Source organism: Alphaproteobacteria bacterium LSUCC0719 (assembly GCA_040839025.1).
GTDB lineage: Bacteria > Pseudomonadota > Alphaproteobacteria > Puniceispirillales > Puniceispirillaceae > UBA8309.
This window is the reverse complement of sequence record JBFPJN010000001.1, coordinates 624,935-648,601: the sequence shown is the minus strand read 5'-3', so window position 1 is coordinate 648,601 and position 23,667 is coordinate 624,935. Positions and strand designations below refer to the sequence as shown.

The 23,667-nt window shown below is 57.0% G+C and carries 24 protein-coding genes; 14 read left to right on the top strand and 10 right to left on the bottom strand.

Annotated elements, in window-relative coordinates:
- Nucleotides 1-4 precede the first annotated feature (4 nt).
- Genes hisA through hisIE form a run of 3 tightly spaced genes read left to right on the top strand, consistent with a single transcriptional unit; the run spans nucleotide 5 to nucleotide 2,146 of the window.
- A complete protein-coding gene (gene hisA / locus AB3X55_03080) occupies nucleotides 5-733 on the top strand; it encodes a 1-(5-phosphoribosyl)-5-[(5-phosphoribosylamino)methylideneamino]imidazole-4-carboxamide isomerase (protein ID MEX0502561.1) in 729 nt (242 codons plus the stop codon).
- Nucleotides 727-1,509, top strand: coding sequence for an imidazole glycerol phosphate synthase subunit HisF (gene hisF / locus AB3X55_03075; GenBank protein MEX0502560.1), 783 nt, complete (start codon nucleotides 727-729; stop codon nucleotides 1,507-1,509). Before hisA ends, hisF begins: the two co-directional genes overlap by 7 nt.
- Before the next feature lies 1 nt (nucleotide 1,510).
- Complete coding sequence (gene hisIE, locus AB3X55_03070; protein MEX0502559.1) at nucleotides 1,511-2,146, top strand: bifunctional phosphoribosyl-AMP cyclohydrolase/phosphoribosyl-ATP diphosphatase HisIE; 636 nt, start codon at nucleotides 1,511-1,513, stop codon at nucleotides 2,144-2,146.
- Between the two features lie 192 nt (nucleotides 2,147-2,338).
- Here hisIE and AB3X55_03065 read toward each other — a convergent pair whose 3' ends face one another.
- The 4 genes from AB3X55_03065 to AB3X55_03050 all read right to left on the bottom strand — a co-directional run bounded on the left by AB3X55_03065 (nucleotide 2,339) and on the right by AB3X55_03050 (nucleotide 6,044).
- A complete protein-coding gene (locus AB3X55_03065; protein ID MEX0502558.1) occupies nucleotides 2,339-2,566 on the bottom strand; it encodes a hypothetical protein in 228 nt (75 codons plus the stop codon).
- 145 nt (nucleotides 2,567-2,711) lie between these two features.
- Nucleotides 2,712-3,332 carry a hypothetical protein gene (locus AB3X55_03060; protein ID MEX0502557.1) on the bottom strand — a complete coding sequence of 207 codons (621 nt, stop codon included), beginning with the start codon at nucleotides 3,330-3,332 and terminating at the stop codon, nucleotides 2,712-2,714.
- Nucleotides 3,333-3,473: 141 nt separating this feature from the next.
- Nucleotides 3,474-5,405: an FAD-binding monooxygenase gene (locus AB3X55_03055; GenBank protein ID MEX0502556.1), complete on the bottom strand. Its 1,932-nt coding sequence runs from the start codon at nucleotides 5,403-5,405 to the stop codon at nucleotides 3,474-3,476.
- Nucleotides 5,406-5,582: 177 nt separating this feature from the next.
- A complete protein-coding gene (locus AB3X55_03050) occupies nucleotides 5,583-6,044 on the bottom strand; it encodes a DUF3237 domain-containing protein (GenBank protein ID MEX0502555.1) in 462 nt (153 codons plus the stop codon).
- A gap of 197 nt (nucleotides 6,045-6,241) precedes the next feature.
- Between AB3X55_03050 and AB3X55_03045 the strand changes: the two genes are divergently transcribed.
- From AB3X55_03045 to AB3X55_03035, 3 genes are all read left to right on the top strand, one after another.
- A complete protein-coding gene (locus AB3X55_03045) occupies nucleotides 6,242-7,315 on the top strand; it encodes a tartrate dehydrogenase (GenBank protein ID MEX0502554.1) in 1,074 nt (357 codons plus the stop codon).
- 15 nt (nucleotides 7,316-7,330) lie between these two features.
- A complete protein-coding gene (locus AB3X55_03040; protein ID MEX0502553.1) occupies nucleotides 7,331-8,641 on the top strand; it encodes a flavin-dependent oxidoreductase in 1,311 nt (436 codons plus the stop codon).
- Between the two features lie 132 nt (nucleotides 8,642-8,773).
- Complete coding sequence (locus AB3X55_03035; GenBank protein MEX0502552.1) at nucleotides 8,774-9,943, top strand: glycine cleavage T C-terminal barrel domain-containing protein; 1,170 nt, start codon at nucleotides 8,774-8,776, stop codon at nucleotides 9,941-9,943.
- A 31-nt stretch (nucleotides 9,944-9,974) separates the two neighbouring features.
- Here the strand turns inward: AB3X55_03035 and AB3X55_03030 are convergent, their stop codons facing one another.
- The 3 genes from AB3X55_03030 to AB3X55_03020 form a co-directional block, all read right to left on the bottom strand.
- Nucleotides 9,975-10,586, bottom strand: coding sequence for a LysE family translocator (locus AB3X55_03030; GenBank protein ID MEX0502551.1), 612 nt, complete (start codon nucleotides 10,584-10,586; stop codon nucleotides 9,975-9,977).
- A 29-nt stretch (nucleotides 10,587-10,615) separates the two neighbouring features.
- Nucleotides 10,616-10,891: a hypothetical protein gene (locus AB3X55_03025; GenBank protein ID MEX0502550.1), complete on the bottom strand. Its 276-nt coding sequence runs from the start codon at nucleotides 10,889-10,891 to the stop codon at nucleotides 10,616-10,618.
- 192 nt (nucleotides 10,892-11,083) lie between these two features.
- Nucleotides 11,084-12,703 (bottom strand): BCCT family transporter, encoded by a 1,620-nt coding sequence (locus tag AB3X55_03020; protein MEX0502549.1) that lies wholly within the window; start codon nucleotides 12,701-12,703, stop codon nucleotides 11,084-11,086.
- A gap of 325 nt (nucleotides 12,704-13,028) precedes the next feature.
- Between AB3X55_03020 and yaaA the strand changes: the two genes are divergently transcribed.
- The 3 genes from yaaA (at nucleotide 13,029) to AB3X55_03005 (ending at nucleotide 15,610) form a co-directional block, all read left to right on the top strand.
- Entirely contained in the window at nucleotides 13,029-13,793 is a 765-nt protein-coding gene (yaaA, locus tag AB3X55_03015; protein MEX0502548.1) for a peroxide stress protein YaaA, read from the top strand.
- Nucleotides 13,794-14,019: 226 nt separating this feature from the next.
- Complete coding sequence (locus AB3X55_03010; GenBank protein MEX0502547.1) at nucleotides 14,020-14,448, top strand: nuclear transport factor 2 family protein; 429 nt, start codon at nucleotides 14,020-14,022, stop codon at nucleotides 14,446-14,448.
- Nucleotides 14,449-14,479: 31 nt separating this feature from the next.
- The gene (locus AB3X55_03005) at nucleotides 14,480-15,610 is read left to right on the top strand and encodes a cobalamin-independent methionine synthase II family protein (GenBank protein MEX0502546.1); all 1,131 of its coding nucleotides are present in this window, start codon (nucleotides 14,480-14,482) and stop codon (nucleotides 15,608-15,610) included.
- 245 nt (nucleotides 15,611-15,855) lie between these two features.
- Here the strand turns inward: AB3X55_03005 and AB3X55_03000 are convergent, their stop codons facing one another.
- Genes AB3X55_03000 through AB3X55_02990 form a run of 3 tightly spaced genes read right to left on the bottom strand, consistent with a single transcriptional unit; the run spans nucleotide 15,856 to nucleotide 18,901 of the window.
- Entirely contained in the window at nucleotides 15,856-16,881 is a 1,026-nt protein-coding gene (locus AB3X55_03000; protein MEX0502545.1) for an ABC transporter substrate-binding protein, read from the bottom strand.
- Nucleotides 16,851-18,239 carry a sensor histidine kinase N-terminal domain-containing protein gene (locus AB3X55_02995; GenBank protein ID MEX0502544.1) on the bottom strand — a complete coding sequence of 463 codons (1,389 nt, stop codon included), beginning with the start codon at nucleotides 18,237-18,239 and terminating at the stop codon, nucleotides 16,851-16,853. The genes AB3X55_03000 and AB3X55_02995 overlap by 31 nt, the downstream gene beginning before the upstream one ends.
- Nucleotides 18,236-18,901, bottom strand: a complete 666-nt coding sequence (locus AB3X55_02990; GenBank protein ID MEX0502543.1) for a response regulator transcription factor — start codon at nucleotides 18,899-18,901, stop codon at nucleotides 18,236-18,238. The genes AB3X55_02995 and AB3X55_02990 overlap by 4 nt, the downstream gene beginning before the upstream one ends.
- A gap of 116 nt (nucleotides 18,902-19,017) precedes the next feature.
- Here AB3X55_02990 and AB3X55_02985 point away from each other — a divergent pair, with 116 nt between their 5' ends.
- From AB3X55_02985 to AB3X55_02965, 5 genes are read left to right on the top strand one after another with little or no spacing between them, the layout of a single operon-like run.
- A complete protein-coding gene (locus AB3X55_02985; GenBank protein ID MEX0502542.1) occupies nucleotides 19,018-19,980 on the top strand; it encodes a Bug family tripartite tricarboxylate transporter substrate binding protein in 963 nt (320 codons plus the stop codon).
- Nucleotides 19,980-20,417, top strand: coding sequence for a tripartite tricarboxylate transporter TctB family protein (locus AB3X55_02980; protein ID MEX0502541.1), 438 nt, complete (start codon nucleotides 19,980-19,982; stop codon nucleotides 20,415-20,417). The genes AB3X55_02985 and AB3X55_02980 overlap by 1 nt, the downstream gene beginning before the upstream one ends.
- Nucleotides 20,418-20,421: 4 nt before the next feature.
- Nucleotides 20,422-21,954 (top strand): tripartite tricarboxylate transporter permease, encoded by a 1,533-nt coding sequence (locus tag AB3X55_02975; protein MEX0502540.1) that lies wholly within the window; start codon nucleotides 20,422-20,424, stop codon nucleotides 21,952-21,954.
- On the top strand, nucleotides 21,951-23,318 hold the full coding sequence (locus tag AB3X55_02970) for an acyclic terpene utilization AtuA family protein (protein MEX0502539.1): 1,368 nt from the start codon (nucleotides 21,951-21,953) through the stop codon (nucleotides 23,316-23,318). The genes AB3X55_02975 and AB3X55_02970 overlap by 4 nt, the downstream gene beginning before the upstream one ends.
- Nucleotides 23,311-23,610: a DUF4387 family protein gene (locus AB3X55_02965; GenBank protein ID MEX0502538.1), complete on the top strand. Its 300-nt coding sequence runs from the start codon at nucleotides 23,311-23,313 to the stop codon at nucleotides 23,608-23,610. Before AB3X55_02970 ends, AB3X55_02965 begins: the two co-directional genes overlap by 8 nt.
- The last annotated feature ends 57 nt before the right edge of the window (nucleotides 23,611-23,667 follow it).

The window sequence follows — 23,667 nt, the reverse complement described above, 5'->3', positions numbered from 1 at the left end:
CATGATCATCTATCCGGCCATTGACCTGATTGCTGGCGAAGTAGTCCGCCTCCATAAAGGTGATTTTGAACAGAAGACGACCTATGGGAGCGATCCAGTCGCTGTCGCCAGATCCTATGCCGAGGCGGGCGCAAGCTGGCTTCATCTTGTCGACCTCGATGGCGCCAAGGATCCGGCGCAGCGTCAGATCGACCTGATTGCCGGCATCATCGCCGGATCAGGGCTGAAAGTGCAGACAGGCGGCGGCATTCGCAGCCGCGAAGATGTCGAGGCGTTGGTGGCTGCCGGGGCAAGCCGTGTGGTAATCGGGTCGCTGGCGGTTGGCAATCCCGAGCTTGTGGCCGGGATGATCCGCGATTTCGGACCCGAGGCCATCTGTCTTGCGGCTGATGTTGTGCGGCCGGAAGACGAATTTCTGATCGCTGTTTCAGGTTGGCAGGAGGCAAGCGATTTGACGCTTGCAGCATTTCTGTCACAGTTCGAGGAGGCCGGCCTGCGGCATGTACTGTGTACCGATATCGATCGAGACGGCACCATGCAGGGGCCGAATACCGACCTCTATCAATCTGTAAAGGCGTCATTTCCGCATATTCAGCTTCAGGCGTCAGGCGGCGTGAAGGGGATTGAGGACCTGAACGGGTTGTCAACAGACGGCGTAATCATTGGACGGGCGATCTATGAAGGGGCGATCGATCTTCGTGCCGCGTTGCGACTTGGAGGTCAGGCATGCTGACCAAACGTATCATCGCCTGTCTTGATGTCCGCGATGGACGTGTGGTCAAGGGGGTGCAGTTCCGCAACCACCGCGACATGGGCGACATTCTGGAACTGGCGCAACGATATGCTGATGAAGGTGTGGATGAACTTGTCTTTTACGACATCACTGCCAGCAGTGACGGGCGGGTTGTCGACAAGAGCTGGGTCAACAATGTTGCCCGGCGGATCGACATCCCGTTCTGTGTTGCCGGCGGGATCAGGTCGATTGCCGATGCGCGCGCCATCCTCAATGATGGAGCGGACAAGATTTCGGTCAACTCGCCAGCCCTGGAAAGGCCCGAATTCATCACTGAACTTGCCGAATCCTTTGGCACACAATGTGTTGTGGTCGGCATTGACAGTCGCGTTGAGCAGGATGAAGAGGGTCACGACAAGTTCGTTGTTTATCAATATACTGGCGATGAAACCAAAACCATTTCCTCAACCCGCGATACGATGACATGGGCGTGTGAGGCACAGCGTCTCGGGGCTGGTGAAATTGTCCTGAACTGCATGAACAATGACGGCGTGAAGCGTGGCTACGACCTGAAACAGCTTGCGTTGATCCGCGAGGCTGTTTCCATTCCGGTGATTGCATCCGGCGGTGCCGGTGATTATGCGCATTTTGCCGATCTGTTCGAGCAGACGGGCATTGATGGCGGACTTGCGGCCTCGGTATTTCATAGTGGACAGATTCCGATACCGTCGCTGAAGCAGTTTCTGCAGGCACGCGGTATCGAGGTAAGGGTGTGACATGACCAGCACTGACAAAGACAACACGTCTGCCCCTGATTGGCGGCGTGCAGATTGGGAAAAAGGTGGCGGTTTGCTGCCGGCGATCATTCAGCATGCGCGCACCGGCCAGGTTCTGATGCTTGGATATATGAACGAGGATGCCGCGGCGCGGACTGTCGAAACCGGCAGGGTTACCTTCTACAGCCGCTCGAAACAGCGCCTGTGGACCAAGGGGGAGACATCGGGAAACCATCTTGTCTTTTGCGAGGCTGCGATAGATTGCGACCGTGACACCATACTTGTTCAGGCACTGCCAGCGGGGCCGGCCTGTCATACCGGTTCGCGGACCTGTTTCACCGACACGCTGCCGGCAAATGTCGGCTTCCTTGCCTATCTTGATGACCTCGTCAACCAGCGTCGTGCCGACATGCCAGAGGCAAGTTATACAACCTCACTCTTTGCCGAAGGGCCGTCACGGATTGCCCAGAAAGTCGGCGAGGAGGGGGTGGAGCTTGCCCTGGCCAGGATGAAGGATGACCGCGCTGAAATCGCCAATGAGGCGGCTGATCTGCTGTATCATATGCTGGTGCTGCTGGCGGATGCCGACATGTCGCTGGATGATGCGCTCGACGTTCTGCGCCATCGGCACAGCTGAAAAAATACCGGACTAAACAATCCGCGCTTTTCGACGTTACCGGTCTACAGGGCTGGAGGAACCCTCCGGTTAGATCCAGTTTCGTCACTGCGCGTTTCGTTAGCGTGACGAAGGCCCCCGCCGGCATTGTGCCGGTGGGGGTTTCTTTTGCCCGGACCTGAAGGCTTATTTGACCGCGCTGCTTGACGGGGCCTATTTGATCCAGGTTGAGCTTCGCTTGGGACCAAGGTCATCCGACATCATGGCGCTGAAGGCACCGGCAAGATTGCTGCGGCGCGAACGGGCCTTCTTCAGATCGGGATCAAGCGAGATTTGGATGTCGCCGTCGCCGCGCACACGCGCCGCGCTGTAATTGTCGAAATCCTTCAATACTTCCTGAAGGATCGCCACCAGCCTGTCCTGTTGGTCATCAACCTTCATCGCATCGCCTCCTATCATCGCGTCCTGTAATCGCGTCCTGTAATCGCGTTCTGTGCCTGCTGATGTGGCATTGTACCATGCTACATCGCCAATTTTGAACATCATCTTCGTCAACCACCAGCAAAAGCAATGCCAGAACCGGATCTCAATCGCTTCGGAAAGGAGGATTGTAGAAGTTATGTGTCACGGAAAACCCGGTGGCGATATCGCCCCGGATGTCCACAGGGATCTCCTCGCTGTCCTTGGAACAGATTATCGCCGCGAAATGATAGGCCTGTCTGTTGCCAGCGTCCGGAGGCCCGCCTGTACTTGCAAAGGCAAAACAGCCAGCGCCGAAATCCCTTGTTGTCAGATTCCAGCTCTTGGCCCGATTTACCCATAATTTGATCGGCACAGTCTTTTCGGGCGCGCGCGTCATTTCAGCGTCCTGTTTCTCAAGCCACCAGCTTGCCGCCTTGAAAATAGTCTCAGGATCGCTTTTTCGCCATACCGTGAAAGGGCCGGCAAGCCGCACGATGGCAAGGGCCCAGTAACGATCCGACTCGAAGATTCGGTCTTCGGCATAGATGCTGGTAGAACCCTTTTCTGTCAGGGACCAGCATACGCGCCGGTCACGATGAAAACCCGGCATATCATTGCTGATTGCGCATTCCGTTGTCTTCTTCCAGTCCGAAGCCACTGTCACCGTCGAAGACCCCGCTGTCAGAAGCAACAGGCAAATGATCGTGACCGCAATCTCTCGCGACCGAAAAAAATATCGAGGCATTCTTATCTCCCGTTTGCATTCGGGATCGGCCAAACCGGAGGCCGACCCGGTGTCGAGTTATGACACCGCAAAACAACAGGAGATTTCATACAAGGTCGGTGTCACAACGGTTTCAACGCTATGGCAGGTTAACCGATCGGATCAATTTGAAACCGCAAGGCCCATCTGACCAACGGGCAGCAGAATGCCGTTGAAAAAGGCGGCCAGCTCGCCATGCGCGTCAAGTGGCAGGATATGCGCCACATACTGGTCGGGCCTTACGATCACGACACATCCAGCTGACCGATCGACGCCGCGCATGTCGAAAATATCCGGTCCGGTCTTCATGTCCGGGCAGAAGGCCTTTTCATAGTCAATCAGACCCAGATCGCCCTTCGCAGGACGAAGCAGGTCCGGAAGGTCGGTGATGCTCACATCACGAAAGCCCTGTTGCAGTACCGCCCGGACATCGATCACCGCGTCCATATCGGCGCCCGCCGGGGTGTGTTTGCGAAGTGGTGAGGCAGGATCGTCGGACAGGAAGTTGCAGAGTCCGGCCAGCAAATTGTCACCCGGCCCCGGTGCCGCGGCGTCGGCAAAGGCAAAAAGACGCCATCGCGCATCGGCTTTGATGACATGACCAAGCGACATCGGCTTCCCGTCGGCAAGGCGGATGACCGGTGCGGAATGAAAGCGCATGCCAATTTCAAAGCCGGGCGCGCGCGCCTGCCATGTTGCTTCACCTGTCAGGAACGAAGGTTTGTAACGGACCGACACACCGGCGGTGTAGCGCCCATGTTCAATGAAATATTTCTGGAAGGTTGGTGCGTCGCTGTCATCACCATCCTGATCGCGCTGGCTGATGACACGTGCCCATTCCTGATCGAAATCGATCAGCGCCTGTGCCACATCCTGACGCTCGGCGGAATAGCTACGCAGCAGGCCGGGCTCGCAGCGTCCCTGAAGAACCGATACCAGCTTCCAGCCAAGATTGAAGCTGTCCCCCATCGAGACATTCATGCCCTGGCCAGCTTTCGGGCTGTGGGTATGGCAGGCATCGCCGGCAATGAAGACACGCGGATGGCCATCATCCTGCGCGGCGGCGTCAAGATTGTCGAACCTGTCTGTCAGCCGCTGGCCGATTTCATAGACCGACCACCACACGGTGTCCTTCACTTCGAACGTGTAGGGGTGGAAGATATCGCGGGCGGCGTTGATCAGGTCATCCTTGGAAATGTTCCGGTTGCGCACACGTTCGCCCTCGGCAAGGGTTTCCATCTCGACATAGATCCGCGCTAGATAACCGCCTTCACGCGGGATAATCAGCAGAGTGCCGCCACTTCCCGACTGGATCAGGGTTTTTTGCCTGATATCGGGGAAACTTGTGACGGCCAGCACATCCATGACACCCCATGCCTTGTTCGCCGAATCGCCCTTCAGTTGCAGGCCGATGGCATTTCTGACACCGCTCCGTGCCCCGTCACAGCCGACGACGTAGCGGGCCCGCATCGATGTCTGCACCGGTTCGCCGCCATCGCGTGTCTGTTCAATGTCGATCTTGACCGGATGTGTGGGATCATCGTCAATCACAAGGCCGGCCACACGACATCCGTAATCCGGTTCGAGCCGTGTCGGGGCGCGGCGCATGCTGTCGAGATACATGTCATGCACGCGCGCCTGATTGAGAATAACATGGGGCATTTCCGACAGACCATCCTCGACGTCCTGGATACGTCCGGTACGAATGATGTTCTGGGGGTTCTCCGGATCAGGCTTCCAGAAGGTCGTCTCATTGACCCAATAGGCCTCGTTGCATACCCGGTGGGCGAATCCGAAAGCCTGGAACATCTCCATTGACCGGCAGGAAACGCCGTCAGCCTGGCCCTTTTCCATCGGGCCGGATTTCTGTTCGATCAGCACCGTGCTGATATCGGCAAATCTGGCAAGCTGTGCGGCGAGGGTAAGTCCGGCCGGTCCGCTGCCAACGATCAGTACGTCTGTTCTGTCAGGCAGAGGTGATCCGGGGCGTCTTGTTGATTGATCCGGATGGATTTCGGGATTGCCGGCCCGAAACCCGTTTATGTGAAATTGCATGGTAAAGATCCGCCGCACGGGAATGAACAGGGCAAATGATAGGATTGCCGGTCTGTCCGGTCAATCTGGGTTGGGTCGGCGTTACGGTCTATCATGAAGGTCTGTCAGCGCGCTGTCCCGAAGGGTCGCGCTGGCCAACTCGATGGTATAGCAGTGAATTATGATTTTTTTATTATATTAATCAATTGCATAAAGGGATATCATGACATTTGACTTTAGTCTTGCGCCTACGCCAACAAACAATGTGCTGTTGACCCATTGATAGTCGGGATGTCCGGTTTCGAGTCGTGCATGCGTGCGCATGTAATAGGATGACGGATCGACGGTTTCGCCGGCGGCAACCTTTTGCATGACCTCGGCGGGGCCGTGCCGAAACCCGAAATTGCATATTTCGATAACCGCACCATCATCGGTTCTGAAGGCATAGCGCGTGTCCAGTTCGGCAAGCCCACTGTCGAAAACTGTCTGCCAGTCAGCCCCGACATTCAGAATCTCACCATTGAAACCGGGGCCGCTGACCCGTCCACCGATAATGGGAATGATACGACGTTTGCCGCCTCGGCCCTGACCCAACTCGGTGATCGGGCTGAGATTGACTTCGAAATCGGCTACATGGCGAAGATTCGGTGTTGGCAGCATGGGATATCCTGTGTGGTCAATCGGTACCGGTTGAATATACCGGCAAAGGTGGTATAGCGAGGCCGTGTGGCAAAGGGCTATCTGGACATCGGACTTGTCCTGCGGCACCGTGCGCACCGTCACGCCTCGTCAAGAGTTGTATTCCGGCAACCGCCAGTCAACACATATTAGCAATTTCATAGAGACAGGATCTGATTGTGGAAACGTTCAACATTGCAACCATTCCGGCAGATGGCATTGGTCCTGAGGTCATCGAGGCCGGGGTAGCCGTCCTTGATGCGCTGGCAGCCAAGGATGGGGAGTTCGCCTTCAATTTTGTCACCTATGATTGGGGCTCGGACTATTACAAGGCGCATGGCCGGATGATGCCGGAAGACGGGCTGGACCAGCTGAAAGGTCATGATGCCATCTTCTTTGGTGCCGTTGGTGCGCCGGATGTACCCGATCACATCACCCTGTGGGGACTGCGACTGCCAATCTGTCAGGGATTCGACCAGTATGCGAATGTGCGGCCTACGCGGATCCTGCCAGGCATTTCGGCACCTCTTCGCGATCGCGGGCCGGGTGATCTCGACTGGGTCATCGTACGGGAGAATTCGGAAGGTGAATATGCTGGGCATGGTGGTCGGGCCCATCGCGGTCTTCCCGAAGAGGTGGCAACCGAAACCGCCATTTTCACCCGGGTCGGCGTCAGCCGGATCATGCGCTATGCGTTTTCCCTTGCACAATCGCGTCAACGCAAGCTGCTGACCGTTGTCACAAAGTCCAATGCCCAGCGTCACGGCATGGTAATGTGGGATGAAATCGCTGCTGAGGTGGCCGCTGAATTTCCGGATGTGATCTGGGACAAGATGCTGGTTGATGCGATGACAGTGCGAATGACCCTCGACCCGGCCAGCCTTGACACCATTGTCGCCACCAACCTTCATGCCGATATCCTGTCGGACCTTGCCGGCGCTCTTGCCGGTAGTCTGGGAGTGGCGCCAACTGCCAATATCGACCCTGAGCGGCGCTTTCCTTCAATGTTTGAACCCATTCATGGATCCGCCTTCGACATTACCGGCAAGGGTATTGCGAATCCTGTTGCCACCTTCTGGACAGCCTGTCAGATGCTGGAACATCTGGGCCGCGCCGCGCCGGCGCAGCGGCTGATGAAGGCTGTCGAGACTGTCTGTGCGGCCGGCATTATGACACCGGATGTTGGAGGCAGTGCCACGACACGCGAGGTGACCGACGCTGTCATTGAGGCCATCCGTGGCTCAAACCTCTAGATCGGGGTGGGTGATATGGAAATCCGCAAGTCCCAGGATGTGCCGGTAGTCATTGCCGGAGGCGGTATTGGCGGGCTGGCGCTGGCGCTGACGCTGCATCAGATTGGCGTTCGCTGCCTTGTCATTGAACAGGTCCGCGAGATGAAGCCTCTTGGCGTTGGCATCAACCTGCAGCCCAATGCCGTTCGCGAGTTGATGGAGCTTGGCTTTACCGAGGCCGATCTTGACGAATTTGGTGTGCCGGCCCGTGAATGGGCGCTTGTCGGCATGAATGGTCAGGAAATCTATGCTGAAAGCCGGGGCCGTCTTGCCGGGTATAACTGGCCCCAATATGCGGCGCATCGCGGTGCTTTTCACATGGCGTTGTATGAACGGTTCCGCCGGCTTGCTGGTGATGATGCCATCAGACTTGGGTGTCGGGTCACAGGCTACAACACCGCAGATGACGGGATTGTAACGGCCCATCTGGAGACGCCGAACGGTGCCGCACAGATTGGCTGTAAAGTCTTGATTGGCGCTGACGGTATTCATTCGGCCATTCGCGCGCAGATGCATCCGGACCAGCCCCCCATCCACTGGGGCGGGGCTGTGATGTGGCGGGGCACATCGCTTGCCAAGCCGATCCGCACCGGGTCGTCATTTATCGGTCTTGGAACGCATCGCCAGCGCATGGTGATCTATCCAATTTCGCACCCTGATCCGGAAACAGGGCTCGCGCTGATCAACTGGATTGCCGAGGTCACATATGATGATCCATCGGCACGGGAAACAACAGGCTGGTTCAGCCGTGTCGAACTTGATGATTTCATTCATCATTTTGAGGGTTGGACCTATGACTGGATAGATGTGCCGGCATTGATTCGTGGGGCTGATGCGGCATATGAGAATCCGATGATCGATCGTGATCCGGTGGCAACATGGGTTGACGGTCCCGTCGCCCTGATGGGTGATGCTGCGCATCCGATGTATCCGACAGGATCCAACGGGGCCAGTCAGGCGATCATCGATGCGCGGGTGCTTGGTGCCAGGTTCCTGGAACATGGTGTTGGTGCCGCGGCACTTGCCGCGTTTGATGCAGAGCTGTGTCAGCCTGTTTCTGAAATTGTCCTCAGGAACAGGGGGGCAGGGCCCTTTGGCTTGCTGAACATGGTGAATGACCGGTGTGGCGGCGCGTTCGACCATATTGATGATGTCATCCCGGCTGCCGAGAGACAGGATTTCATGGCCAAATACAAGGCTGCGGCCGGCTTTGCGCGTGACAGTCTGAACGCCGCACCGCCAACAATCGCTGCTGGCGCGCGGCTGTCTGGCGATATGGCGGGATGATGGGGCTGGCAGTGCCGGTACTGGAGGGCATCGCCGCCCTGGCATGACCGATCCAGATTTGCCCGTTAAATGGTTGTGGACGGCGTCAATTCTGGTCTACAAGGCGGGCTTTCCCCCTACCGGACAAATATCATGACATCTTCCCAGCCAGGCAGCGATCGCACATTCCAGAAATTCAGCTTTGGCACGCAGGTGCGCAAATCACCCTATTCCGATGCAGCATTGCGGTGGGGCGCGCAGGGGTTTTCGGTCTATAATCACATGTATATCCCGCGCGACTTCGGGGATCCGGTGCAGAATTTCTGGAACCTGGTCAATGACGCCATTCTTTGTGATGTGGCGGTGGAACGTCAGGTCGAAATCACCGGACCGGATGCGGCAAGATTCACCCAGTTCCTGTGCTGCCGCGATCTTTCAACCTGCGAGGTCGGGCAATGTAAATATGTGCTGATCACGGATCAGGATGGCGGCATCATCAATGACCCGATCCTGCTGAAACTTGGCGAGAACCATTTTTGGCTGTCAATTGGTGACAGTGATGTGCTGCTCTGGGCAAAAGGCGTTGCCGCGACAGCCGGCATGGATGTTCAGGTGTGCGAGCCCGACGTGTCACCACTGCAACTTCAGGGGCCCAAATCACGCGATATCCTGCAGGCGGCATTTGGCGACGCGCCGGCCGAACTGAAATATTACCGGTTCATGGAATATGACTGGGATGGCGTGCCGTTGATCATTTCACGCACAGGATGGTCGAGTGAGCTTGGATATGAAATCTTCCTTCGCGACGGCGCGCATGGCGACAGGCTGTGGGACTATCTGATGGAAACAGGCGGCCCGATGGGGCTGCATCCCGGCCATACGTCCAGTATCCGCCGGATTGAAGCAGCGATGCTGTCCTATCATGCTGATATGACCCTGCGGAACAATCCCTTCGAACTTGGCATGGACAGGCTTGTCGATCTTGACATGGAGGCCGATTTTGTCAGCAAGGCCGCGTTGACCAGGCTCAGGGCGGAGGGTGTCAGCCAGTATCAGGTCGGGCTTGAATTCGACGGGCCGCCAATCGCCGGTTCGAATGACGAGTTCTGGCCTGTAAATCTCGATGGCACCAATATCGGCTATGTCACATCGGCGGTCTATTCGCCGCGTCTTGAAAAGAACATTGCGCTCGGCCTTGTGGCGGCCGGGCACGCACAGGTCGGGACAGAGGCTGTCATCGACATGGGCGGTCAATCCCGCGGATGCCGGATTGTTCCCAAGCCGTTCTATGATCCGAAAAAGACGCTGGCGGCAAAGGGCTGATCATTTTCTGCCTTCGACACTGGCAAGATGGTCAGGGCGTCGTTGCAACCGGCAGTTGCAGGACCGACCATACCGACAATATCACCACGCCGATCAGGCATAGCGCCATACCAAGATTGATCAGCCTTTGTGTTCCCGGTTGCAGATTGAGACTGTTGAGCCTGACTCCCGCATAAAGCCATAGCAGGTGCAGCGGCAGCCAGATGACATTCACGATCAGCAGTTTCAGCCCGGTTTCAATGGCAAAACTCTGCGGATAGAAGGCAAAGCCACTGAACAGGGTTGTGTTCACCGCATAGGCTTTCGGATTGATGAATTGCAGTGTCAATCCGGCAAGAAAGCCAGGGGCCGTTGTCTGGATAAAGGTTATTCTGGCACCTGCCAGTGCAATCCGCAGTGCCAGATAGCCAAGATAGCCTGCAGAGGCAAACATCAGCACCGTGCGTACGACAGGTTCTGCCAATATTATCGCGGCAAGCCCGGAAATCACCGCAAAACTGACAAGGTTGGTGCCGGCACACAGGCCGCCAACATAGAACAATCCCTGGCGCCATCCATGTGCCGCGCCAACACCGGCTGTCGACAGAACGCCCGGACCAGGTGTGATGATCAGCAGAAAGACCGCGGCGGCGAAGGTGAGCATGTGGCTTGGACCTGTTGGTGGGGCGGGGGTTACAGGCCTGCCAGAATATCGAGCAGATGTCGTTTGACAGCTGCCAGTCTTGCCCTCAATGACTCGTTTTCTGCTTCCAGTCGCAACAGCGCGGCTGCCTGGTCATTATCGTCGCTGCCGTCATTCCGGTGACCGGCCACCCCGGTCGCAAGGTCAGCCTTACAGCTGTTGTAGATCTGTATGTCTGTGGCGGTGCTGCCACCAAGGATGCATTTATGCGCCGACGCAGGTGCGGCAAGCATGGAGAGAGCCAGGATCAGGAATATCAGGCGCATAATACAGCTCCGCAGGGTGTCATTACCGGCTTTGCATCATCCGGTGGGCGGGCACTCACGACCCGGACGTGGATAATGACGCACAGACCGTTCCGGGAAAACAGTAAAGTTGAGATGGAGTCCGTCCAGCGCCGCAACGACCGGGCACTGGACAGGTGTTTGGAAAACAAAAGTGGCGCGGGGGAAGGGACGCTACAGTTTCGAGCGTTCTCGTTTCAGGGCCAGCCAGAGGCAATAGCACATCACAAGAATCACTATGGTAAAGGGAATGCCGGTTGACACCGCTGCCCCCTGCAGCGCGTTCAGGCCGCCGCCAAGAAGCAGGGCAATGGCGACCAGCCCTTCAAGGGTGCACCAGAAAACACGCTGAACGACCGGCGCGTCCATCTTACCGCCGGCAGTAATGGTGTCGATGACAAGCGACCCGGAATCAGACGACGTCACGAAGAAGATCACAATCAGCACCAGCGCGATCGGCGCGACAACACCGTATAACGGTAGTTCTTTCAACAATCCAAACAGTGCGCCTTCGGGCTTGTAGGCATCAATGACCGTCGCCTTGACCCCTTCCGCGCCACCGGCATTCAGCATGTCGATGGCGGCACCACCGAATGTTGACATCCACAGCGCGCAGACAAGTGTCGGTGCAATCAGCGCACACAGCACAAACTCGCGCACAGTCCTGCCCTTGGAAATACGCGCAATGAACATGCCGACAAAGGGCGACCATGCAATCCACCAGGCCCAGTAGAATGTTGTCCAGCCATGGAAATAGCTGGTGTCCTCGCGTCCGAACGGGTTGGAGAGGGCTGGCAGCAACGCGACGTAATCCACCATTACGGTGACATATCTGCCAATCGCGGCAACAAAGCCGGTGGCCAGAATGACAAAGATGAACAGGCATACAGCCATGATCATATTGATCTCGGACAGGCGTTTGACCCCGGCATCCATGCCAAGCATCACCGATCCAAGCGCAATCGCCGTAATACCGATGATCAGCAGTACAGTCACAGTCGGGCTTGGCGCGATGCCGAAGATCTCGTTGAGGCCGGCAGCAACCTGGCCGGCACCAAGGCCGAGTGATGTGGTCAGGCCAAACAGGGTGGCAAAGACAGCGGCTGTATCAATGGCGTGTCCCCAGGCGCCCCAGACGCGTTCGCCAAGCAGTGGCACAAAGGCGGACCGCAGCGTCAACGGATAGCCAAGGTTATAGCTGAAGATTCCCAGTGACAGGCCAACGGCGGCATAGACAGCCCATCCTTCCAGTCCCCAGTGATGTATTGTGCCCACCACGCCGATATATTCATTCTCGGTAATGTCGATGTCAAGGGGGCGTGCCGCGCCGCCTTCCGAGAAATTGTAATAAACAGGTTCCAGAACACCGAAGAACAGCAGACCGATGCCAATGCCGGCGGCAAACATAATCGCGATCCAACCGGTGTAGGAATAATCGGGCTTGGCATCCTTGCCGCCGATCCTGACCTTGCCAACAGGGTGAAAGATCAGGACAAGGCAGAACAGGGTTATGGCGTCGACAGACAGGACAAGGAACCAGTCAAAGGTACTGGTCAGCCACGGGCGCAGCCAGCCGAAAAAGGCCGCTGTCGCATCCTGATTGGCAAGCGCAATCAGCACAAAAGCGGCAATGACCACGCTGGAGATCAGAAAGACCGGATTGTGAATATCGAGGCCGAGGGGCCGAATATTGCTGTCGCCAAGCGTATGCTTGGTTTTGCCCCATGCCCGCGGGTCCGGATCCTGCCTCGGCTCCGGCTTGCTGTTTCCCGTGCTGTCTGTCTGTTTGTTCATCTGTTTGTCCGCCATCTCGTCCGTCCCCCGAACCCCACATCCGGTGGGATTTCTGTTCATTTTGTTCAGATTTTCGGATGACAGCGTAACACGCACGAACCGCCCGCCATTTCACAGCTGCGAGAGTAAATTTAAGTCAGGGTTAAGGCCTGGCCGAATGGGGTGCGCGTTCCCTGCCGTTCTGATTCCTGTCCACCGTGTGGTATTCCTGCCCCCGTTACATTGAAAATCCGGCCAAACCACCGTCCCTTTGCCAGCTCCCCTCTGGATGTTGTGGCGTGACTGTATTACCTATGGGGTAGACTGCGGACGTGGGGAGATGTTTATGCTGGTTGTTATTTCACCCGCCAAAAAGCTGGATATGAACCCGGATGACCGATCTCCGGTCACGGCACCTGCCTTTGCCGCTGATGCCGAAACGCTGGCAGGTGTGGCCCGTGACCTTACCCATGATGATTTGCGGTCATTGATGTCGATCAGCCCGGCGCTTGCGGCGCTCAATGCGGAGAGGTTTGCTGCTTTTGGAACACAGCCGGTGAAGGCTGCGGCGCTGGCCTTCGCAGGTGACACCTATCAGGGCCTGGAGGCACCTACGCTGGATGACGATGAAATGGCGTGGGCACAGAATCATTTGCGGATTCTTTCCGGTCTTTACGGCGTGTTGCGGCCGATGGATGCCATCGAGCCCTACCGGCTCGAAATGGGCAGCAGGCTGAAGACCGAGAAGGGGGCATCGCTCTATGAATATTGGGGAGGGCGGCTTGCCGAGGCGCTGAACGCCCAGGCAGCAGCTGTCGGATCACAGGCGCTGGTAAATTGCGCAAGCCAGGAATATTTCGCGGCGGTTGACCGTGATGTTCTGGAAATCCCGGTCATTACGCCTGTCTTCAAGGAAATCAAGGATGGTAAATCCAGGATTGTCAGCTTCTTTGCGAAGAAGGCGCGCGGTGCCATGGCTAGGCACATTGTTCAGAACCGGCTGACAGATCCGGCCGACCTGAAGTCGTTTTCGGTCGGGGGCTATCAATATGTCGCAGAGGCGTCTGACAGCGCGACGATGGTATTCGAACGAGACCATCCCGACAGCTGATCAAAGCTGACCCCACCCACAGCCAAGGGCCCGCATGTCACGACGTGCCATGCTTGCCGGCGTCGCAGCCGGTCAGGCCGCGGTGGCACCGGAAGATGGATCTGCCAAAGGCTGCTCTCTGGTTCGTGGGAGCCGTTCGCCCCGGTCTTCCTGTTGTGTTTCCGGACATCGCGTTGTACTTGCTAATCAGAACGTGAATGACGCTCTGACAATATGGTGGAAAGCAATGGAACGCGTTGAAACGGCATTGATCCAGCATGAATGCATGCAGCTGATCCTTCGTTATTCGTACCTCAATGATCTTGGCGACTGGCATGGCCTTGCCGCGACATTCACCGAAGACGCCACCTTCACCCGTCCGTCGGCGCCTGATGATATCATCCACGGCCGCAGTGACATTCTGCAGAGCTTTCTTGCCCGAAAGTCAGGCAAGACGGTCCATATTGTGACCAACATCATGGTCACAGCCCTGTCGTTGATTGAGGCGACGTCGCGTTGTACGATTCAATTGTTTCCGGCAACACCCAACGCGGAGGATGAGATCGCGTCCCATAGCCGCGAGACGCCTTTGATTGGCGGGTCTTCTGACCGGTTCCGCCTTGAAAGCGGCCAGTGGCTGTTTTCAGAACGGCGTGGATATCTGACAATCAAATGACCTGTTAAGTCCCTTTTTGTGAGAAGACATCATGACAATTGAAACCACCCATGTTGGCAGCCTTCCCCGCGGGGATGATCTTTCGGCCCTCCTGTTGGCGAAGGACAAGGGTGAAGCCTATGACAGCGCCCAGTTCGAGACCACGGTTCAGGTCGCCATCAATGAAGCGGTGCGTCTGCAGCGTCAGGCAGGTGTCACCATCGTCTCTGACGGCGAGTTGGGCAAGGTCGGATATTCAACCTATATGCAGGAACGGCTAAGCGGCTTTGGTGGTCACATTGAACGCAGGCCGGCAAAGGATCTGGCAGCGCATCCCGATCTTGCCAGAAAACTCAGCGCTGTTATGGGAAGTCAGGAATTCACACGCGCATCATGTATTGACGAGGTCACACTTGTTAATCTTCAGCCGGCGCTTGATGATATTCGCCGGTACAAGGCAGCACTCGAGGAAGAGGGCGCTGGCACCAGGGCTTTCATGAATGCCGCATCGCCCGGATTGATCACGGCCTTTCAAGTCAATCGCTATTATCCAGATCATGAGGCGTATCTGAGCGCACTTGTCGCGGCCATGCGGCCGGAATATGAAGCGATCCTTGATGCCGGTTTTGACATCCAGTTTGATTGTCCCGACCTCGCAATGTCGTCGCATACCGGGTATCAGGATGCATCCGAAACTGAATTCCTGAAGATTGCTGCCGCAAATGTCGAGGCGCTGAATGCGGCCACAGAGGGACTTCCCCGGGATCGGATGCGCATGCATCTGTGCTGGGGCAATTATGAAGGGCCGCACGACCACGATATTCCGTTGGAGAAGGTTATCGATATTGTTCTGGCAGCGCGGCCAAGTACCATTCTGTTCGAAAGCGCCAACCCTTGTCATGAGCATGAATGGACCGTGTGGCGAGACGCCCGGATCCCCGATGACAAAATTCTTGCTCCCGGTGTGATCGACACCTGTTCAAACTATGTCGAACATCCTGAATTGATTGCCCAGCGGCTTGCCCGGTTCATCGACATTGTTGGCGTGGACAGGGTTATTGCCAGTACCGATTGCGGTTTTGGCACCTTTGCCGGCTATGGCAAGATCGATCCGGGTGTGACCTGGAAGAAGCTTGCGAACCTGCGACAGGGCGCGGATCTGGCGGAAAAAAACTGCAGGTGATCCCGGCCGCTGATCTCGGTGGATCGTTTGGCTGGCTGTCACCTTCATTTGCTTCAGGCCGGTGTATTGGAATTGCAATGCACCCGCGACCGATCTTTCATGTCACGCTTGTCAGGATGATGTGAAAACAGGAACGATGCTGACCTGAAGCATGGTTGATATCAACCAGAAATTGAGGCTCCATCAATTACGGAAACAGAAGAATACCGTTTGGTATCAACGAATTATTAGAGCCTTCTCACTTGTTACTGAACAAGCGCAGCGTTCCATTCACGAAGAAAGTTTTCCCGCTTTAACCTATCCAGATAGACCAGTAATCCGGTGTTGAGGCCAATCGGCTTTGCATTTGTGATTTCAACTATCGAACTGTTGAAAATCGACGGCAGGCCTCCCTGTTGTTCAAGGATGACCTGACCTCTGCGACTGAGCAGGAAGTCCAGGAACTCGCCAGCTTGACGGGATTTCGGGCTGCGGCGGGGAATGAAGGCGGTGCGAAGCAGGATGTTGGTGTAGTCCTCGAGATGCACCACCTTGATATTGCCGTGTTTGGCGGCGCGGGCCTGTGCATAGGATCCAACAACATTGTAGGCTGCGGCCATCTCGCCACTCTCGACGCGGGCCAGCATCTCTCCCGAGCAGCAGGACACTCTGGTTCCCATCGACCCCATGACCTCGGACAACCGCCAGAACGTGTCGGACTGCCGGGCATCCTGGGTGGCAAACAGAAATCCAGTGCCGGAAAGGTTGACATCATAGGTCATCAGCCGATCACGGAAGATCGCTGGATTTGACCTGATTATTTCGAGGAAATGGCGACGGCTGGAGGGCGTCGGTAGCGCGGCGAAATCCCGGCGTGACACAACCAGAACAATTGGTTCGACGGCGAACCCGAAAAGCTGGTTGCGCCATATGGCCCAGTCTGGAAGATCCGCCGTTACAGGGCTTTCAAAACTGCCAGCATGGCCATCATTGACCAGTTTCATCTGCAGGTCCATGGCAGAGGAAATGACCAAATCATACTGCGCACCGCCGGTACCGATCTCGGAATAGATGTCGCGGCTTGATGCCAGGACATACTGGATCGCGACATTCGGTCTTGCAGCTACGAATGCCTCGATGACGGGCGCGAACAGCTCGATATCCGTCGAGGACAGGATGGTGAAGTCTTCCTTCGCCTGTTCAGCGCCGAAGCGCCGTTCCAGCTCGATTGTCATGCCTGTCGCCGGTCCCCACCAGCAGATCAGGGCCGCAATAATGACAGTGAAGCGCATAGTTGTCCCCCTTTTTCGAACTCGATCTCCAATGTGCCTCCAAGCGCCATCATTACCTCGCGCACAATGGCCAGCCCTAGACCCGACCCGACAACATCGGTGGCGTTTGCGCCGCGGCTGAACCTTTTCATCATCAACTCTGGATCGATTCCAATCATCGTTGCTGGCCGGTTTCGAACAGAAATCCTGCAGCTGTCTGAAAAGGCATTCAGGCTGATCGAGACCGTTGTCTCGGCAGTGGAATATTTCAGCGCGTTGTCGAGCAGATTGCGCAATGCCGTTTCCAGAAGTGTCTGGTCAAGATACAGTTCCAGTCCCTGTGAAATGTCGCTGTCGACAATGATCTCGATGTCACGCAGCTCGGCCGAAGGTGCAAAGCTGGAAACCATGTCGTTGACACATTGAAGCAGGCCTACCTTGCGCCGCGCGGGCTGTTCCATCCGGTACAGCACCATGGCGTGATCAAGCAGTTGGGTTGCCGAACGATTGGCCTGTTCGACCGATCTGACAATATTGCGAAGATGCGCCCGGTTTTCCGGCGTCCGAGCTTTGCGCAGGGCGAGTTCACCTTCCGACTTCACCGTTGCAAGTGGGGTGCGGATATGGTGCGCTGCCTCCGCGATGAAGATTTCGGTCTGCTTGAGAGCGCCACTAAGCCGCGAAATGAAGTCATTGAGCGCTGTCATCAGGGGTGCCAGTTCCTGCGGCGTGGGATGCTCTACCTGGCGAAGGTCATTTGGCCCGCGTCTGCCAACAGCATCAGCAAGCCGTCGAATGGGATTGAGCATCGAATTCACCGTCAGCGCCGCCAGAAGCCAGGCAAAAAGACAGAAACTCACCACGATGATCAGCAGGTTTTCTGTCAGCCTTGAAAGCAGTTGAGCCTGGAAATTCGATGTCTGGCCGATAAGGACGCGGATACGAATACTTTGCCCTTCCACAAGCACGGGTTTTTCGATTGCCGCCACCCGCAATATCTCTCCCTTATAGTCAATCGACGCAAAGCTAGGTGTTCTTTCATCACCATAGGAATTCGATACCGGAAGATCCTCATAGCCGGTCAGAAATCCCGAATTGGCATCAATCCGGTAAAAGATGCGATCTTCACCGATCGAGCCGAGGATTGTGAAGGTGTCATAGGGAAGGTCAAAAAACAGAGCGCCATCGCTGATCCTGACCTTTTCCAGAATGCTGACCGCCGCGGCCTTCAGCAGGCCGTCCTGTGCCGCGCTCACCGCCTGGCCGGTAAGAGTTCGCATGGAGACGAACAGAACCAGCGAGAACATGGCCACCAGAATGGCGAAGATCACCAGCAACCGGTTGCGAAGCGACAGCTGTACTGTCGAGGGTCGGATCATGTCGAAACGAGCCTGTATCCGATGCCGCGAACGGTCTCGATCCGTGCGTCACTGCCGGCGAGTTTCTTCCTCAAGCGGCCGATATAGACCTCTATGGCGTTCTCGGTCACCGATTCCGAGATCGAGAAAAGCCGGTCGGTAAGCTGCTCCTTTGTGAAATAGATTTCCGGAGAATTGAAGAAGACCTCAAGCAGGCGAAGCTCACGGTTGCGAAGCGAATGCGTCGTGCCGCCATGTTCAAGCGTTGCCAGAAGCGGGTGCAGAACAACCTGTCCAAACGCCAGTTGCAGCTGGCTTTGTCCCTTGTGCCTCCGCAGGACGGCACGGCAGCGTGCTTCAAGTTCCGCGAATTCAAACGGTTTCACGATATAGTCGTCAGCACCAATATCAAGAAGGTCAATGCGGTCTGATACTTCCGAGCGGGCGGTCATCACAATGACCGGTGAATCATCATTGCGGGAACGCATTTCATTGAGAAACCTCCGGCCATCACCGTCCGGAAGCATGATATCGAGAAGGATCATGTCATAATGTGAGACATCCATGAACTCCCTGGCTTCACCAAGAGTGCAGGCATGATCATTGGTGTGCCCATCCAGGCTGAAGAAATTCTTCAGTGGCTGGGCAAAGTCGCGTGCATCTTCAATTATAAGTACCTTCATAACGGAGCTGTCTCGTGTCAGGATGGTGTCAGGTTAATGAGGAATGCTGACAGCGTAAAGAACAAGCAAAATCCTTAACGGGTCTTGATCATTTACTGTTCATGGGAGGAATTGACATGAAACATATCCTGAAACTGTCACTTGCCGCCGTCTTCAGCGTCGGCCTGAGTGCGCAGTCATTTGCTGCCGAGTGTATTGCACCGGCAAACCCCGGGGGTGGATGGGACTTTACCTGCCGGACAATCACCAAGATCATGTCTGACATCGGTGCCTATGACGGCTCGATTCAGGTTACCAACATGGCTGGTGGCGGCGGTGGACTCGCCTTCACCCATGTCGTTAACGAGCGTAACAGTGACGCCGACCTGATTGTCGCCGCCTCGACCGCAACGGCGACACGGCTCGCGCAAAACGCCTATTCCGGCATGACTGCCGATCAGGTGCGCTTCCTTGGTGCCATCGGTGCCGATCCCGGCGTCATCGTGGTGGCAAAAGATTCGCCCTACCAGAACCTGAACGATCTTCTTGACGCGGTGATCGCAGATCCGTCGAAGCATGCCTTCGCTGGTGGATCCGCTGCCGGTGGCTTTGACCATCTGAAGGTTCTGATGGCGCTGAAGCGCAAGGGCTTCACCGACATCAAGAAGGTAAAATATATCGGTGTTGATGGAGATGCCGACGCCATTACCCAGACTGTTGGTGGTTTCACCAGCGCGATGACCGGTGACATCTCGGGTGTTGTTGGTTTCATCAAGTCCGGTGACGTGCGGGTTCTGGCCTCTTTCACCGAAGAGCGGATCCCCGGTTTTGAGAACATCCCGACAGCACGAGAACAGGGCGTTGATGTGATCGCGGTGAACTGGCGCGGTCTTTACACCCCGAAAGGTGCGTCCGAAGCGTCCTACAAGCAGTGGACCGAAGCCCTTCGCAAGGTTGGTGCCTCTTCCGAGTGGAAGGAGGCCATGGTCGCCAATGGTCTGGCCCCGTTCAACATGGTTGGCGGTGACTTCCAGTCCTATGTCGACGGCGTGATCGGTGAGGTCCGCTCCATGTCGGTCGAACTTGGCGTTATGAAGTAATGTCAGACCGGATCACCGGGCTGATTGTGGCTGTTCTGGCGCTCGCCTTCGCAGCGGGCGCCAGTCAGCTTGAAGAGCCTTTCTTCGCCGACCCTTTGGGTCCGAAGGCATTTCCTTTGTTGATTTCCGCCGTCGCGTTTCTGGCTGGGGCCTCGATGGTGATGCGTCCTGACGCCGAGCCAGCCTGGCCGGGTTTGGCGACGCTCATGCGTCTGGCCGTCGCGATGGTCATTCTGGTGGCCTATGCCTACGCGCTGAAGCCGCTCGGCTTTCTGGTGCCGACCGCCATCGCCTCGGCGGCGCTGTCCTACCAGATCAGGCCGCGTGCTGTGCAGAGCGTTATCATCGGTCTGGCACTGGCTGGCGGATTGTTCGTGATTTTCAAATATGTGCTGGGGCTTGGTTTGTTCGCCCTGCCACGCTGGCTGATGGGGTAGGCGCATGGAACTGTTCGCCAATCTTGCCCTAGGTTTTTCCGTTGCGCTGACGCCAGAAACGCTGGCGCTGGCGGTGGTTGGGTGCATTCTCGGCACGATGATTGGCGCATTGCCGGGGCTTGGTCCCTCGAACGGTGTTGCCATCCTGATCCCGCTTGCCTTCAGCTTCGGGCTCGACGCCACACATTCTCTGGTGCTGATGACGGCTGTCTATTACGGCGCCATGTATGGTGGGCGGATCTCGTCAATTCTGCTCAACATCCCGGGGGATGAACCGGCGATGATGACGACACTCGACGGTTATCCGATGGCCAAGGCCGGGCGGGCTGGCGATGCGCTGGTGCTGTCGGGTGTGGCGTCATTTGTCGGCGCGTTTCTGGCCACCATCGGGTTGATGCTGCTGGCACCGGTGCTGGCGCGGGTGGCCTTCATGTTCGGGCCAGCTGAATATTTTGCACTCTATCTTCTGGCCTTCTGCACGCTTGGGGGTCTTGGTTCGAACAATCAGGCAAAGGCCGCGATCTCGGTCTGCCTTGGACTTGGTATCGCAATGATCGGGGTCGACAAGTCAACCGGACTGACACGCTTCACCGGCGGCAGCCTGCATCTGTTCGACGGGGTCGACTTCCTTGTCGCCATCGTCGGCCTGTTTGCGGTGGCCGAGGTGTTCGTCTTCATCGAGAGCCATGGCCGTGATTCGGCCATTGGTGTGAAGCTCGAGAAGATCCGCATCCCGGTAAAGGACATAATGAACAGTGGCTGGACCATGCTGCGCGGCACCGCCATTGGCTTTGTCGCTGGTTTGTTGCCTGGTGCCGGTGCCTCGCTTGGCAGTTTCCTTGCCTATATGCTGGAAAAATCGACCGCCCGCGACAAAAGCACCTTCGGCACCGGTGAGCCAAAGGGTGTCGCCGCGCCGGAGGCCGGCAATAACGCTGCGGCTGGTGGCGCGCTGGTGCCGATGCTCACGCTTGGCGTGCCAGGGTCGGGAACGACCGCGGTATTGCTGGCGCTGTTGATGACGCTGAATATCACGCCCGGGCCGCTGCTGTTCACAGAACGCCCCGAGGTTGTGTGGGGCCTGATTGCCTCGCTGCTGATCGCCAATGTCGTGCTGCTGATCCTGAATGTGCCGCTTGTGCGCGTATTCAGCCGGATCCTGCAAGTGCCCGCGGCGGTGCTGCTGCCCGGTGTCACGATGATTTCCTTTGTTGGCATCTATTCACTCTCGGGAAGCTATTTCGATCTGCTTCTGATGATCGGCTTTGGTGTTCTTGGCTATGCGCTTCGCAAGATGTCAATCCCGGCCGTACCGGTCATTCTTGGCATTCTTCTTGGCGGTCATATGGAAGTCAGCCTACGCCGCGCCATGGTACTGTCCGACGGGGACTGGACCTATCTGTTCGCCTCGCCGATATCGATCGGGCTGTGGATCGCCGCGGTCGCCGGTTTCATTCTGCCGCTGTTCCTTCGGCCCTATCTGCGTACGCCGGTTCAGGTGACGCCGGATGATGATTCCGGCCGGGACCGGGGATGATGCCAACACGGGTGCTGGTTCCTTCCGGTGTCCTTGGCCTTGGCTTTGACCCGGCCGCTTTGGCGCGCGGCGTTGCGGCCGGCCCCGATATTATTGCCATTGACGGGGGGTCAACCGACAGTGGACCCTTCTATCTTGGCACCGGCACGTCAAAATACAGCCGTTCCGTTTGCCGCGATGAATGGCGATATCTACTCGAGGCGCGTGCCGCCGCCGGCGTGCCTCTGGTGATAGGCAGTTGCGGCACATGCGGGAGCGCCAGCGCCGTTGACTGGATGTATGAGATCACCTGTGAGCTTGTCGCGGAGCTTGGCCAGAGCCTGCGTGTGGCACGTCTCTACAGCGATGTGCCGATCGATGAGTTTCGGCGCGCGCGTGATGCGGGCCGCCTCTCGCCACTTGATCCAGCGCCGGTGATTGATGATGCCGCTCTGGCGGGCATGACGAACATTGTTGCGCTGGCAGGGGCCGAGCAGATACAGGCAGCCATCGGTACCGGTGCCGATGTGGTGCTGGCCGGACGGACCACCGACACCGCGACGATTGCCGCACTGCCGTTGGCGCGCGGAATGCATGCTGGTGCCGCCTGGCATGGCGCGAAAATCGCTGAATGCGGGGCTTTCTGCACCACCCGTCCCGCAAGCGGTGTGATCATGGTGAGTTTCGATGAAACGGGATTTACCGTCACGCCAATGGGCGACGGTGCGCGATGTACGCCACAATCAGTGGCGGCGCATATGCTGTATGAGAACAGCGATCCCTGGATCCTGCATGAACCCGGCGGACATCTTGATGTCACAGCTGCCAGCTATACCGAGGCTACACAGGATGGCGTCAGGGTCGAGGGTGCCGTCTGGGTAGAGGCCCGCGATTACGGTGTAAAGCTGGAGGGTGCGCGCCTTGCCGGGTACCAGACAATGATGCTGGCGGTGATTCGTGATCCCCGCTATGTCGAGGCGGTGGCGGACTGGGCGGAACGGCTGCTTGCGCATTGCCGGGAATTGATTGCTGCCTCCCTTGGCCTGCTGGATGATACCTATAATATCGAGCTGCGCCTGATCGGAGTTGATTCGGCACTTGGCGGTCTGGAACGAGATCACGGTTCGCCTGTCGAGGTCGGTGTGATGCTTCTGATCACCGCCGCTAGCCAGGCGGTGGCAAGTGAGATTGCCGCGTTGATCAACCCGCATCTTCTGCATTATCCGCTGACCGATGACGAACCGATGCCAACATTTGCCTTTCCCGTTTCGCCTGTGCATTCCGACCGTGGCGCGGTATATGAATTCGCACTCAATCATGTTCTTAGCCTGAGTGATCCGATGGATGGGTTCCGGTTGCGCGTTGACGAGGTTGGTCATGGCTGAACTGCGCGAGATCGTGCATCGCATCAGGTCAAAGAATGCCGGTCCGTTCTGGATCACCATCGATATCTTCTGTGACAGCCCGGACGTGCTGGCGCGCGTGGCAGCAGCTTTGCCGGTGGAACGGGTGGCAGGTCATCTGCGGCTTGACGCCTCACATCTCAAACGCTTCGAAATGCCGACGCTGAATGTCCTGAAATTCAGCTTCCCACGTCCGCATCCGCAGGGCAGTCTTCGTGATCGTGACATGCATGGAGCACAGGTGGCACTTCTGCTGGAATCGCTCGAAGTATGACAAATACCAGCGCCGCTGCGCAGCATTTACAAGCAAGCCGGCTGGTTATAGGAGGCG